This window comes from Hydrogenophaga sp. FW305-3-2-15-A-LB1, from assembly GCF_058787875.1.
The window spans coordinates 36,540-50,051 of sequence record NZ_JBYTAE010000024.1; the positions used below are offsets into that span (position 1 = coordinate 36,540).

Annotated in this window: 13 protein-coding genes and 2 tRNA genes; 2 read left to right on the top strand and 13 right to left on the bottom strand. The window is 68.7% G+C overall.

The features are described from left to right. Window positions 1-37: 37 nt before the first annotated feature. The 6 genes from fliD to fliF all read right to left on the bottom strand — a co-directional run bounded on the left by fliD (window position 38) and on the right by fliF (window position 6,628). On the bottom strand, window positions 38-1,399 hold the full coding sequence (fliD, locus tag AC3WPZ_RS09600) for a flagellar filament capping protein FliD (RefSeq protein ID WP_382157171.1): 1,362 nt from the start codon (window positions 1,397-1,399) through the stop codon (window positions 38-40). 89 nt (window positions 1,400-1,488) lie between these two features. Continuing rightward, a complete protein-coding gene (locus AC3WPZ_RS09605) occupies window positions 1,489-1,923 on the bottom strand; it encodes a flagellar FliJ family protein (protein WP_492439324.1) in 435 nt (144 codons plus the stop codon). Continuing rightward, entirely contained in the window at window positions 1,920-3,227 is a 1,308-nt protein-coding gene (gene fliI, locus AC3WPZ_RS09610) for a flagellar protein export ATPase FliI (protein ID WP_382325362.1), read from the bottom strand. Before fliI ends, AC3WPZ_RS09605 begins: the two co-directional genes overlap by 4 nt. Further along, the gene (gene fliH, locus AC3WPZ_RS09615) at window positions 3,224-3,934 is read right to left on the bottom strand and encodes a flagellar assembly protein FliH (protein ID WP_382157165.1); all 711 of its coding nucleotides are present in this window, start codon (window positions 3,932-3,934) and stop codon (window positions 3,224-3,226) included. Before fliH ends, fliI begins: the two co-directional genes overlap by 4 nt. Further along, window positions 3,931-4,956, bottom strand: coding sequence for a FliG C-terminal domain-containing protein (locus AC3WPZ_RS09620; RefSeq protein WP_444686776.1), 1,026 nt, complete (start codon window positions 4,954-4,956; stop codon window positions 3,931-3,933). Before AC3WPZ_RS09620 ends, fliH begins: the two co-directional genes overlap by 4 nt. After that, the gene (fliF, locus tag AC3WPZ_RS09625; protein WP_382157161.1) at window positions 4,940-6,628 is read right to left on the bottom strand and encodes a flagellar basal-body MS-ring/collar protein FliF; all 1,689 of its coding nucleotides are present in this window, start codon (window positions 6,626-6,628) and stop codon (window positions 4,940-4,942) included. The genes AC3WPZ_RS09620 and fliF overlap by 17 nt, the downstream gene beginning before the upstream one ends. A 388-nt stretch (window positions 6,629-7,016) precedes the next feature. Here fliF and AC3WPZ_RS09630 point away from each other — a divergent pair, with 388 nt between their 5' ends. Beyond that, on the top strand, window positions 7,017-8,636 hold the full coding sequence (locus AC3WPZ_RS09630; protein ID WP_382325370.1) for a sensor histidine kinase: 1,620 nt from the start codon (window positions 7,017-7,019) through the stop codon (window positions 8,634-8,636). Between the two features lie 15 nt (window positions 8,637-8,651). On the opposite strand, the gene AC3WPZ_RS09635 is transcribed toward AC3WPZ_RS09630, so the two are convergent. From AC3WPZ_RS09635 to AC3WPZ_RS09655, 5 genes are all read right to left on the bottom strand, one after another. Continuing rightward, a complete protein-coding gene (locus AC3WPZ_RS09635) occupies window positions 8,652-9,095 on the bottom strand; it encodes a hypothetical protein (RefSeq protein ID WP_382157157.1) in 444 nt (147 codons plus the stop codon). Window positions 9,096-9,458: 363 nt separating this feature from the next. Further along, on the bottom strand, window positions 9,459-10,232 hold the full coding sequence (locus AC3WPZ_RS09640) for a hypothetical protein (protein WP_382325372.1): 774 nt from the start codon (window positions 10,230-10,232) through the stop codon (window positions 9,459-9,461). A gap of 19 nt (window positions 10,233-10,251) precedes the next feature. After that, on the bottom strand, window positions 10,252-10,869 hold the full coding sequence (locus AC3WPZ_RS09645; protein WP_382325374.1) for a hypothetical protein: 618 nt from the start codon (window positions 10,867-10,869) through the stop codon (window positions 10,252-10,254). Between the two features lie 169 nt (window positions 10,870-11,038). After that, window positions 11,039-11,701, bottom strand: a complete 663-nt coding sequence (locus AC3WPZ_RS09650) for a hypothetical protein (RefSeq protein ID WP_382157151.1) — start codon at window positions 11,699-11,701, stop codon at window positions 11,039-11,041. A 16-nt stretch (window positions 11,702-11,717) separates the two neighbouring features. Next, window positions 11,718-12,305, bottom strand: a complete 588-nt coding sequence (locus tag AC3WPZ_RS09655; RefSeq protein ID WP_291112465.1) for a hypothetical protein — start codon at window positions 12,303-12,305, stop codon at window positions 11,718-11,720. Between the two features lie 218 nt (window positions 12,306-12,523). Between AC3WPZ_RS09655 and AC3WPZ_RS09660 the strand changes: the two genes are divergently transcribed. Further along, window positions 12,524-13,195, top strand: coding sequence for a hypothetical protein (locus tag AC3WPZ_RS09660; protein ID WP_444686782.1), 672 nt, complete (start codon window positions 12,524-12,526; stop codon window positions 13,193-13,195). A 64-nt stretch (window positions 13,196-13,259) separates the two neighbouring features. Here AC3WPZ_RS09660 and AC3WPZ_RS09665 read toward each other — a convergent pair. Next, a tRNA-Cys gene (locus AC3WPZ_RS09665) sits at window positions 13,260-13,333 on the bottom strand. 72 nt (window positions 13,334-13,405) lie between these two features. Continuing rightward, window positions 13,406-13,481, bottom strand: a tRNA-Gly gene (locus AC3WPZ_RS09670). Between the last annotated feature and the right edge of the window lie 31 nt (window positions 13,482-13,512).

The window sequence follows — 13,512 nt, forward strand, 5'->3', positions numbered from 1 at the left end:
CCTCGTCGGGGGTAGTGACGGGCGGTGCGGTCGGTCCTCAGGCGGTGGCCGAGGTGGACGATCCGAACATGCCCGAGGTCTGGTTGAGCTGGCCCATCAGGGATTGAAGTTGGGTGAACTGCAGCAGGTAGCGCTCGTAGGACATCGCGAACTGCTCGTCCAGGCGCGCCTGGCGGTTGGTGATGTCGCGCTGCAGGGTCTGCACCGAGTCCTGGCGGCGCTTGATCTGGCCGTTGCCCGAGTCGAGCCAGGTCTTGAGGTAGGTGTTCATCGAGCCCAGCAAGCCCGAGGGCGCCGACAGGCTGGACGAGCCGAAGGCCTTGTCCAGCGCGTCGGGCTTGACGTCCAGCGTCTTCTTCAGCTTGGCCGCGTCGAAGGTCAGCGCGCCCTGGCGGTCGGTGGAGATGCCCAGTTCGGACAGGCGCACACCGCCGAAGTCCTGGCGCACGATGTCGTTGAGGCGGGTGCGCAGCGCGCGAACGCTGCTGTCGCTGGCGAAGACGCCGCGCGAGGCCGCGTTGATGTCGGTCTTGGTGAGGTCGTTGATGATGCCTTGCAAGGTGTTGAAGGCGGTCACGAAGCTGCGCACGTTGTCGGCGGTGCCGGCCTCGTCGGCGGCCACGGTCAGCGTGGCGGGGGCGTCGCCCGTGGACATGGCGCGGGTGAGGCTGAGGGTCACGCCGTCGATGGCGGTCACGGTGTTGCTGGCCTGCTGGATGCGCACGCCCGTGCCCTGGTCGCCCAGCCACACCACCGCGTCGCGCGCCTGCGCCAGCTCGTTGGGCGTGGCGCTCAGGGCGTCCTTGAGGGCCCCGGCGGGCAGGCCGCTGGCGTCGACGGTGATCGCGCCGTCCTCGCCGCTGGCGCCGGACGAGAGGATCAGCTGGGACCCGTTGCCGGTGTTGACCACCTGGGCCGTCACCTTGCCCGCGTTGCCCGAGGCCTGGTTGATGGCGCGCGCGATCTCGGTCTGCGAGATGGTGCCGTTGCCATCGGCGTCGGCCATCAGCAGGTTGACGTTGAAGCTGCTGCCGTCGGCCTGCTGGATCACCAGCGGCCCGCCGGTGGCCACCGGCACGGCGGGCAGGTCGGCGAAGGCGATCTGGTGGTTGGAGGCCACGGCCTCCACGAAGAAGCTGTAGGTGCCGGGCTGGGCCGTGGCGGAGGCGGTGCCCGTGGCGCCGGAACTGCCGGCGACGGTCGCGCTGTTCTTGACCAGGCCCTTCTTGCCCGAGAGCGCGTCCATCGCGGTGTTGAACGCCGCGAGGGCCGAGCGCAGGCGGGTGTAGCCCGCGTTGGTGGCATCGGCGCTCTTGCTGTCGCGCGTGATGATGTCCTGCGTGCCCTGCGTGTAGATGGTGGCGAGCTGGGTCGCCATCTGGGTCGGGTTGATGTCCATGGTTGCTCCTGATCAGGCAGGAAAAGCCCCGCCCATGCCCGGTAAGGCGACCGGGAGCAGCGGTTTTTGAAGGGGGCAGGCCATTTTTTTCACCGTTCGGTGCGGCGCCAGACCGTCAGGGCCACGTCGTCGAGCTGTTTTCGCGCCCGCACCTCCCCGGCCAGGCGCCATTCGCTCTCGCGCTTGTGCAGCACCTGGGCCACACCTTCGCGCTGGCGAAAGGCGGCGTGCAGGGCCACGCGGGTGGCCTCCACCTCGGCGCTGTGGCGCTCCAGGCTGCGCTGCTGCTCCTGCGCCAGGCCCATCACCGACTGCTTGTAGGCCGCGCAGTTGGCGGCCAGCAGGAAGGGCTGGGCGCCCGAAGGCCCGGCGGCGTCGCAGATGGCGTGCAGCCGATCCACGCTGCGCTGCATGCGCTCGCGCACCGACTGCTGGCGGCTCAGCTCGGCGCCGATGCGCTCCTGCTCGCGCTCGCGCGCGGTGACTAGGTGGCCAAGGGTGACGAGATGGGTGGGTGGGTTCATGCCATCAGCTCGCTCAGGTCGCGCAGGCAGTCCGTCAGGGGGGCGCTCTCCTTCACCCCCTGGTGCAGGTAGGCCTCGATGCGCGGGTACAGGCTCACGGCGCGGTCCGCCTGCGGGTCGGCGCCGGGCACGTAGGCGCCCATGGGCAGCAGGTCGCGCACCTGCTGGTAACTGGAGAGCAGCGCCTTCATGGTGCGCGCGGCGGCGCTGTGCGCCGGCTCGGCCACCAGCGACATGCAGCGGCTGATGGACTGGCCGATGTCGATCGCCGGGTAGTGGCCGCGCTCGGCCAGGGCGCGCGAGAGCACGATGTGGCCGTCCAGGATGGCGCGCGCGGTGTCCACCACCGGGTCCTGCTGGTCGTCGCCCTCGGCGAGCACGGTGTAGATGGCGGACATGCTGCCCTCGCCTTCGCCGTTGCCCGCGCTCTCCACCAGCTGCGGCAGCGCGCTGAACACGGAAGGCGGGTAACCGCGCGTGGCCGGCGGCTCACCGAGCGAGAGCGCCACCTCGCGCTGCGCCATGGCGTAGCGGGTGAGCGAGTCCAGCAGCAGCAGCACGTTCTGGCCCCGGTCGCGGTAGTGCGCGGCGATGGAGTGGCACAGCTCGGTGGCGCGCAGGCGCATCAGCGGCGACTCGTCGGCCGGCGCCACCACGACCACCGCGCGGCGCAGGCCGGCGGGGCCGAGGGAGAGGTCGATGAACTCGCGCACCTCGCGGCCGCGTTCACCGATGAGGCCGACCACCACCACGTCGGCCACGGTCTGGCGCGTGATGAGGCCCAGCAGCACGCTCTTGCCCACGCCGCTGCCGGCCATCAGGCCCACACGCTGGCCACGGCCGAGCGTGAGCAGGCCGTTGATGGCGCGCACGCCCACGTCCAGCGGCTCGTGCACGGGCCGCTTGCGCAGCGGGTCCACGCGCGGCGGCTGGCTGCCCAGCCGGTGCTCGCCACCGAGGCGGCCCAGGCCGTCCATGGGTTCGCCCAGGCCGTTGACGATGCGGCCCAGCCAGGACGGGCCGATCAGCAGTTCGCTGTCCGACGCCATCGGCAGCACGCGCGCGCCGGCGCTCAGGCCATCGGTTTTCTTGAAAGGCATGACCGAGGTCATCTCGTCGCGAAAGCCCACCACCTGCGCCTCGACCCAGTCGCCCGGCCCCACCTCGATGCGGCAGCGCTGGCCGATGCGCAGCTGGCAGCCCTTGACGTGCAGCAGCATGCCCGCCGCGCCCACCAGCCGCCCCGTGGGCACGGAGACCGGCACCTCGGTGAGTTCGACGGACTTCAGGCGCTCGGCGATCATGCGGCGAGCTCCGTGGCGGGCGCCGGCTCGGCGGCGAGGGGTTCGGTGTCGAGCAGCTGCGCGCCGATCTGCTCCATGCAGGCCTGCAGCCGGTGGCGGCAGCCCGCGTCGGCCTCCTGGCCGCCGCAGTGCACGCGGCACTCGCCGGCGTCGAGGCGGCTGTCGGCCATGAGCTTCCAGGCGCGGGCGCGCACGGGGTCGAGATCGCGGATGCGCTCCAGGTCTTCCGGGTTGAGGAACACCTCGATCTCGCCGGTGGCCGGCGGCATGGTCTTGAGCGACTCTTCCACCAGCGCCAGCAACTGCGTGGGCTGCAGCGTGAGCTCGGCGCGGATCACCTGGCGGGCCACCTTGCCCACGAGATCGACGACCTCGCTGCGCAAGGCCTTCTGGTAGTCGTCCTGGGCCTGGTGCAGGGCCGCGAGCGCGGCGTCCACCGGCGCGGCATAGGCCTGCCAGCGGGCCAGCACGGCCGCGCGGGCCTCGGCCTGTCCTTCGTCGCGGCCCTCGCGCAGGCCCTGCAGGCGGCCTTCGGCCACGCCGCGCTCCACCCCGCTGTCATGGCCCTCGCGGTAGCCCCGGTCCATGCCCTGCTGGAAGCCTTCGGCCCATGCCGCCTGCGCGCTCTCGGCGTCGCCGGGCGACACCGCCTGGGCCGGCGTGAAGCGGCTCAGCGGCGGGAACCGGTGCGGCCGGTAGGTCTTCATGCGACCACCGCCTCCGCGAACAGCTGGATCTGGATCTCGTCGCTGTCCACCAGCGCCTTGACCTCGCGCATGATCTCGGCGCGCGCCTGCTCGACGCGGCTGAGCGGCACCGGCCCGGTGCGGCGCAGCGTGTCTTCGAAGGCCTGCGCCTGGCGCCGCGGCATGGCCTGCAGCACCTTGCGGCGCACCTCGGGGTCCGCGCCCTTGAGCGCCACGGCCCACAGGTCCAGCGGCGAGGCTTCGATGATGCGAGTGATGACGTCCTCGGTCTGGCGCGAGAGGATGAAGAAGTCGTACATGCTGACCTCGATCTGCGCCACCACGGCCGGGTCGCGCGCCCGCATCTGCTCGACCACCTTCTGGCGGTTGCCGGGCATGCGGTTGATGATCTCGGCGGCCTGGCGCACGCCCTCCACCGTGGCGCTCTGGGTTTCCAGGCTCGCCAGGTAGGCGTCGACCAGCACCTCGAGCTCGCGCAGGATGTCGTGCTCCACGTGGCCGAGCTGGGCGATCTGCATCAGCACCAGGTCGCGGTTGTCCTCGGGCAGGCGCTCGATGACCTCGCTGGCCAGGGCCGAGGGCAGGAAGGCGAGGAAGACCGCCTGCATGTGTTCGTGCTCGGCCGCGATGCGGTCGGCGATCCAGCGCGACGAGGCCCACTGCAGCCGTGCCATCTTCGGCCGGATGGCGTCGCCATAGATGCGGGTGAGCACGCTGCTGGCGATGTTCGCGCCCAGCGCCATGTCGAGCGAACTCTTGAGGTAGGCGCGCGAGGCGCCGTGCACGCCGCTTTGTTCGCGGTAGTCGTCGAAGAAGTGCTGCAGCGCGGTGCGCGCCATGTCCACCTTGATCCCGCTCATGCGCGACATGACCTGGGTGACATCCAGCAGCTCCTCGCGCGAGAGGTGCTGCAACACGGCCGCGGCCGGTTGCTCGCCCATGCTCAGGAGCACGATGGCGGCCTGTTCGGTGGACGAGAGCGAGCCGGCATCGGCCCCTTCGAGATCAGGTGATGGCGGCATTTTTCTGAACCCACTGTTTGACAACTTCGGCGACGCGCTCCGGCTCCTTCTGGGCCAGCACCTTCAAGTGATTGACCAGCACCTCCACCGGCGAGCCGGGCGGTGGCAGGTCGTAGTCGGCGAGCAGCGGCACCATCGCGCCCGAGTTCGCCGCCTGGGCCTTGTGGGGCAGCGCCGCGACGGCCGGCGCCGGGTTCGCGAGCGCGGGCGACTCGGCGGCGGCGGCACCCGCCCCGCCCTCCAGCGCGATCAGATCGGTCATGCCGACTTCGGCCGGCGGCTTGTGGCGCTCGCGCAGGATGCGCAGCAGCGGGCGCGCCAGCAGGAAGTAGCACAGCAGCGCGCCCAGCACGTACAGGCCCCAGGTCACGAACTCGAACACGGTCTCGCGTTCCTCGTACCAGGGCACGGCGGGCGCGGCGCCCGGGAACGCGAGCGAGGAGACCACGAGCTGGTCGCCCCGCTCGGCGTTGATGCCCAGGCCGCCGCGCAGCAGGCCCTCCATGCGCGCGATGTCCTGCGGGGCCCAGCCGGTGGCGGCCGCGCCGGGCGCGGCGCCGTCGTTGAGCACCACGGCCACGCTGAGTTTCTTGAGCTGGCCGCGCGCGCGCTGGATGGTGGTGACGCTGCGGTCGTAGGCGAACTGCCGGGTGACGGCGCTGCGCTCGGCGGTGTTGGGCGCCGCGTTCGCGTCGGGCGCCGGCGTGGCCGGGCGGTTGCTGAGCGAGCCCGGCACACCCAGGGCCACGCGGTCGCGGTTGCTCTCCTCGCGCGAGGCTTCGTTGGTGACCTTGGGCGCGTCGCCGTAGCGCTCCTGGGTTTCCTGCACGCGGTCCTGACCGAGTTCGACCGCCACGCTCACGTTGTAGTTGCCCGCGCCCAGCAGCGGCTGCAGCAGCTGGTGCGCGTTCTGCAGGATGTCGTTCTGCGCCTTGCGCACCGCCTCGTCGGCGAAGCTGCCCTGGTCGATGCCGTCCTTCACATCGACGCGCGCGGAGAGCAGGCGGCCGGCCTGATCGACCACGCTCACGCGGGACGGGTCCAGGTTGGACACGCTGCCGGCCACCAGCTGGATGATGGAGGCGATCTGTTCGTTGCCCAGCGTGCGCCCCGGGTGCAGGCTCAACACCACCGAGGCGGTGCTCTTGTCCTGGGCGTTGAGCACGAAGGTCGAGGAGCGCGCCACGGACAGGTGGACGCGGGCCGAGCGCACGGCGTCCATCGAGGTGATGCTCTGCACCAGCTCGCCTTCCAGGCCGCGGCGGAAGCGGATGTCCTGCACGAACTGCGTGACGCCCAGCGGGTCGTTCTTGTCCATCAGTTCCAGCCCTTCGGGCAGGCGCGCGGTGACGCCCTTGGCCGCCAGCAGCATGCGGGCGCGGCCGAGGTCGGAGGACGAGACCAGCACCTGGCCCGACTCGGGGTGCAGCCGGTAGGCGATGCCCTCGGCATCCAGCGCGGCCATCATGTCCGACACCGGCACCTGCTCGCGCGCACCGAACACCGGCTTGTAGCTGGCCTGGTCGTTCCACAGGAACATCATCACCAGGGCCGTGATGCCGATCGCCAGCAGCACGACCGGCAGCAGGCGGGACACCAGTTCAGGACGCAAGGCGCCGCCCAAGGCTTTCCCCGAGGGCAGCTTGTCGCGCATGAGCCTGAGTGCATTCATTCGATGGGTCCTGTTGGGGTACCGGTGGATTCTTGGCTCTCGCCCCCCCTCGACCACTTCGCTCTTTGAGTCCAAATCCCCCCGTAGGTCCGGCCTCGCGCGGCGCGACATCGGCAAACGACTGCTTTCGAACTAAAGCGCGGCGCCATGCCACACATGCCCGGCCCTGTGTGGATGGTGCCCTCCATTGGGGGCCGCCCAAGCGTGTCAATTTGCTCGGAATGGGCGGAAAAATTTGAGGACGTTTGACGCAGGACGCAACGCCGAGTCGCACAGCCGCCACAGGCTGCTGGTATGGTTGACGCCGCACGCGCCGCCCCATCTCCGGGCGTTGGCTGGTGTGCAAGGCTGCGCACGGCAGCGCCACCGACAGAAAGCACCTCTCCCCATGCCCACCCTTGAACCGTCCGCGCCCCCCTCGACCCAGGCCGCAGAAAAGGCCTCCCGCGCCCTGACGATCGAGCGGCTGCAGGAACAGGCGGCGCTGGCGCGTTCGATTGCCGACCGCTTGCCATGGCAACTCGCGCACTTCGATCTCGATCTGCGCTGCCGCTTTGGCAACCAGGCCTTCTGCGACGGCCTGCGCATCGACCCTTCGGCGCTGGAAGGCCGGCCGTTCCAGGACTGTTTTCCCCAGGATGCCCTGCCCGCCCTGCTGCCGCGCTTCATGCAGGCCCTGGGTGGCGAGAAACAGCTGCGGCTCACGGAGCAGTCCACACCGGGAGGTGCCCACACCTTCACCGAGACCTCGTTCACGCCCGACGTGCACGACGGCGTGGTCCGGGGGGTCTTCGTCGAAACGAAGGAGGTCGCCGGGCGAGCGCGCGTGGACGACCTCGCGCAGAACAAGCGCCGCTTCGACCTCATGGCCGATGCGCTGCAGGACTCCTGCATCTACTTCCTCGACCCGGTGGGGCGCATCACCGAATGGAGCGAGAGCGCGCACCGCCTGCACGGCTTTTCCCGGGAACAGGTGGGGAACATGCACCTGGCCGACATGGCCGCGCCGCGCGTCGGTGAAGAGGCGGAGATCGGCATCGACGACACCATCCGGCTGGCCATCGATCGCGGCCAATGGGAAACCCGTGGCTGGCTCAAGCGCGCCGGTGCGGAGGCGTTCTGGGGCCAGACCCTGATCACAGCCCTGCGCGGCGACAACGGCGAGCTGGAAGGGTTGTCCTGCATCACGCGCGACATGACCGCGATGAAAGACCTGGACCGGGTCATGAACGACCTCAACGCCGAACTGGACCGGCGCGTGACCCAGCGGGTGCGCCAGCACACCGTGCCGAACAAGGACCTGGACATCTTCACCCACTCCATCACGCACGATCTGCGTGGGCCGGTGCGGCACATCAACACCTTCGCCGGCCTCATCGCCGAGGAACTGGGCGAGAACGCCAGCGAAGAGATCCGGCATTTCCGCGATGCCATGAAGCGGGCCTCGCAGCGCCTGAACGCGATGATCGAGAACCTGCTGACCTACTCGCGCATCGGCCGCATCGACCTGCACCCCGAGCGGCTGGCGATGACGAACGTGCTCGAAGGTGTGGTCTCGCGCCTGCGGCAGGCCGCCCCCGATCGCCAGATCCAGTGGGAGATCCAGCCCGATCTGCCGATGGTGGTGGCCGACGCGGCGATGGTGAACGACCTGTTCACGCGGCTGCTGGACAACGCCATGAAGTTCACGCGCAAGGTCGAGCCGGCCGAGATCCAGATCGGCTGCCGCACGGAGAGCGACGGCACCTGCCTGTTCTTCATCGTGGACAACGGAGCCGGCTTCGACGTCGCCAAGGCCAGCAACCTGTTCCTCATGTTCCAGCGCCAGCACCACTCGCTGGACTTCGAGGGCTACGGCGCGGGCCTGGCCCTGTGCCAGCGCATCGTGCAGCGCCACAACGGCCGCATCTGGCTCGACAGCACGCCGGGCCACGGCTGCGCGGTCTACTTCACGCTGCCCGTGGAAACGGCGATGGCGGCGTCCGGCCTGGCCGCGCTCGGGTGCTGATCGCGCGGGCGGCGCTCAGCCGCCCGACAGGCGCGCCAGCCAGCGGCGCAGCAGGTGCGCCCTGCGCTGGCGCCGGCGGCCGATGTCGAGCAGGCGGATGGCGGCGGCCCGGCATTCGGCCAGGTAGCGCTCGCGCTGCGGAATCTCCCAGTCCGGCTCGTTGAGGGCCTTGTTGCGCACGGCCGCGAGATAACGCAGCCGCCGGTCCAGCCGGGCCGGCACCGGGTGGCGCACGCTGTCGAGCTTGGAGTGGATGCCCCGGCCCTTGCCACCGAAGTCGCGCGCCAGCACCGAGTCGATCACCGCGGTGATGTCCAGCACGTCCTGCATGGCTTTCATGTGCGGGGTCTTGACCGTGTGCTGGTACATGGGGATGACGTCGCCAGCGCGGTCATCCGGATGAATGTCGCCCCGCGGGCGAAAACCGGGTGTGGCGGAAGACACGAGGGATGGGTTCATGGTGCACAGACTCCAGCAAACGGTTCCACGGTTCGGGCATCGGGGGCGGCAGGCTCGCGGCCCATGGCGTTCTCCTCCGCCAGAACCGCCAGGCACTTCACACAGGACACCGGCTCGCCCGAGCGGGCTTGCCATCGATGGAAGATGCCGCTGGGCCGCGCACCACACAGCGCCTTGCCATCGGGCGGGGAGTGCTCGGACCACAGATGAACGACCACCCCCAGATCGACACCGGGACCGGCCCCGACGGCGCTGAGCCTGGCGGGCACGGCGGTGGCCGCGGGCGCCGATGCCCGATCGGCGGCACTGCGCGGGCAAGGGATGTTCAGGGGGTACAACAAGGTTCGCTCCCGGGTGTTCGGCTCACAACCACACGCTCCTGCGCCCGCTCTCCATCGCCTCCTGGTTCTGCAGCTCTCTCACGGCGGCCCGCACGAGGATGTGATCGAAGGCCTTGAGAATCTCGCTGGTGCTGGTGAAGGCCTCGCTGGAGGGCATGGCGGTGGGCACATCGCGGGCTTGCCGCGGGTTGCCAGACTGGGAGGGGCCCTTGCCCGTGATGTGCGCATGCCGCAATGCGGCCCGCACGACCTCTTCGCCGGAGACACGTTGCCAGCGGTCCGACCGGCGCAGGTGGGTCACGCCCTGCCCCGCCGCGTTGCAACTGTGAACGACCAGGGGATCGTCCGGCAGGCGCGGTGCGAACGCGAGGTGCACGATGCTGTTGTGCGCGACCTCCTCGTCGGTGAGGCTGGCGGTCTGGGCCCATGGAACGGGCGCCAGCCGAAAGAGCATGTCGGCCAGTGAGCCGCCCAGACCCGCGGTGCTCAGGGTGTCGAACACCGACAGGGCGAACGGCCGAGGCTCGTGGGGGTCTCCGGAGCGCAGTTCGCCCCAGGCGCTGGTTTCGGTGAAATCGAGCGAGCCAGGGCCCGAGTCGGCATCGAGCTGCGAATGCGCGTGGACCACGCGAAGCATCACGGCAGGCCCCTGCCGTGGCGCATGCTCGCGCTCCTGCAGCACCTGGATGATGCTGGAGAGCAGGTACTTGTGGCACGCGAAACAGGACGCCGGGTTGTGCCGCGGCGCGCGCCGTGCGCTCAGTCCGTACAGGTGGGCGTGGTCATCGCTGTGCATGGGCAACCGGTGCTCGCCATCACCCCTGGGCCGCGTGTTTCATGAGGTAGCCGGTGTCGATGGGGTCCGACACCCGAACGACCATGTGCGTGCGGATGCCCACGATGGTGACCTCGGCGGGCAAGGGATCGGACACCTCGGCGACCAGTGTGTCGATGCCATGGCGCACCGCCCAGGCCTGCAGCGGCTCCGAAAAATGCCGCCAGCGCTGGACCATGCCGAACCGGTCCACACCGGAGATGGAGACGCGCGCCACATCCTTCGCGTGCATGGTCAGGCCGTAGAGGTAGACCCCCACGAAGCGGCCGGTGAAGGTCTCGCCGTTGCCGACGGCCACCTCGGAGCGTTTGACCGCTTCCCCGATGGCACGCACCAGAAGGGAGGAGCCGTCCTCGGACGGCCAACAGGGTGTGATGAAGGACGCCAGCCTGAGCGTGGCCTCCTTGAGGTTGGGTTGCTGCGCCCAGCAGGAAAGGCCGAACCCCTCATAAGGCTGGCCGGCCAGCGCATCGTGGATCCACTGCTCGGGCCCACCCGACTCCAGGACCTGCAAGGGCCAGTAGGCGGTGCCTCCACCGCCCTGGACCGCCTTGCCCTGGCGGGTGCGCGCCGCGTTGAGCGAAAAGATCTGCGTCATGTCGAGCCGCGCGCGCGGGAAGGCGCGGACGCGTCATGCGCTGAGCGGATCGGCCAGGACCGCGACGGGAGGGATGAGAGCCACGTTTCAAGCATCCGGGTATTTTTCTACCCAATGCCTCGGCGACCGCCCGGTCTACGGTGCCGTTTTGCCCCGTAGAGGGAAGGTGTCAGCCAAACTTCGGCATCTGGTTGCGCGATTGGCGGTACGCGGCGATGCGGGCCTGCACCTCGGCGCGCGCTTCGTCCATGCGAAGGTCCTGCGTGGCGCAGGCGGGGCAATGCGCGGGGCCCTGGTGCTGCTTGACCACCGGGTGCTTGGTATTGCAGGCGCCGCACTGCCGGACTTCGATCTCGCGGCTTTGCAGCCCCTCGACCAGCAACGCATAGGTCTCGAACGTGATGCGCTGGCTGTCGCCCACGGGCGGCACCGTCCGGCGGTACTTGTTGTAGACCTCGATCATCTTGTCCAGCGCCTTGCCGAAATTCGTCTCGACCACGGCGTACTCGCCAATGCCGCGCGATCCGAAATGCAGGGCCATCAGGTACGAGGCCTCGAAGCGCTCCGCCGCGCTGTCGAGGAAGGTCTTGGCCGTAGTGGTTTGTCCCAGGCCTCTGGGCCGCTTGACCTTGATACCGTACTGCCCAAGACGGCGGTCCATCTCCTCCTTGATCCGCTGCTCGCTCACGTCGGTGCCCAGCAGCTTGACGATCAGCTTGGTGCGCGAGGTCAACTCGATCAGGGCCTCGAATCGCTCGTCCGATACCTGGTCCTCGAAGAGGACGCGTTTGTGTCCAGAAGAAGCAAGGGCTCGGCCTGCGGTGTTGATCATGGTGATGTCCCTGGTTTCAGTGAATGCGGTTCTTCGAACGCCGGCTCATGACCATGAACTGCGTTTTCTGCGAAGAGGTCAGGTCGCGCGTGGCGGCGGCCTCGAAGTAGTGGTCACTGGCCACCGGAAACATCACCAGGCCCGGGTTGGCCGAGATGTCCCAGAGTTCGTGCGGTCCGAAGCGGCGGACGTGCACGGCTTCGCTCATCGAAAGATCGAACAGCACGCAGGCCTCGTCGAACGAAGTCTTGATGCTGTCGACGCGCACCGCCAGCGCCATGAAGGCCTCCTGGCGATTGGCGGCCTCGAATTCACCCGGCTGCACCAGCGACGCCGATGTCGTGGGCAGCAGCCCCGTGTGGATCATCATGGAAAACAGCGGATGCGAGCAGTCCGCCAGCTTGATGACTTCATCCTCGCTCAGCAGGGCCAGCAGCTCCAGCAGGTTGCGCTGCCCCGGGAACCAGCGTGCGATGACACGTGGGTCGACCAGCTCGGAACTGCGCGCGATGTGCCAACGCCGGGCCAGCGCCTTGAGGTTTTCGGCGCGAATGGCCCTTTCATAGGTGGGCAGGTGCAGATTGCCTTGAATCCGCGAGTCCATCAGCGCTGTCATCATCTGTGTACATTCCCCTGTCTGTTCTCGAGCTGCGTCGCCAACGCGCCCGAAAGGCGCATTGTGTTACTCCCAGCCAGCCGGTTGGCGTCTACCATGGCACCAGGCCATTTGCGACGCCCACACCCCAACGCCCAGCCCTCATGCCAAGTCTTGAACCTCTGTCTATCGGCGATCTTTCCGCGCGCTTTAGGGCTCGATTGAGAATGAGCCTGGATCGCCTGGGCTTTCCAGGCGCCATGCGTGAAAAAAGTCGCGAACTGGCTTTCAGGCTCGGGGTGGACGAAAGCCTGGCCTCGGCCTTCCTCACAGGCGATGTGCTCCCGGACTACGAGGCCCTGCTCACCCTTTGCGCGCTGACCCAGCAATCACCCGGCTACTTCCTCGACCCCAGCGCCGACGCGCTGCCCCAGGGCACCCGGGTCGTCCCGGCCATCGGCCCGGGCGAGGACCTGGCCATCTGCCTGCCCGAAGACATGGCCGGTGGGCGCGCCACCCAGGATGCCGAGCTTTGCTATTACCGCGCCCGCAGGGACATGGGCTTCGGCGTGAGGGCCGGCGACTGCATCCTGGCGGGGTTCGTGCCGATGGAGCCGGCCTCGATGCAGAAGGACCGCATCTACCTCATCGGCTGCGAGACCGGCTTCGATCTGCGCCGCTGCGTCGTGCAAACGCCCGTGCGGGCAGCCTTCACCAGCTTCGACGGCAAGTCCGCCCAGACCATCAAGCCGCACGTCGCGGCGGTGGGGCAGGAACGGCCGAGCTTCCGCGCCGAAGGCCTGGGTGACGAGGTGCATGCCTTCGCGGAAGTGATCGGCCTGCTGCGAGGTGCGCAGAACCTGCCACTCGAACCCAACGCCCTGGACTTCCAGGGCTGAGCCGCGGCGAGCAGACGAAAAAAAGCTCGCCATGGGCGAGCTGGATGTTTCGATCAGGTATTTTTGGAGGCGCGATCCGGAGTCGAACCGGACTAACCGGATTTGCAATCCGGGGCATAACCGCTTTGCTATCGCGCCGTCAGGACCGGCATCAAAGACACCGATCTCAAACTCCGACAAAAAAGGGAAGCAGAGCTTCCCTTTTGAATTTGGAGCGGGAAACGAGATTCGAACTCGCGACCTCAACCTTGGCAAGGTTGCGCTCTACCAACTGAGCTATTCCCGCATTTCTTACCACCTGCTGCTGCATCTGCTAT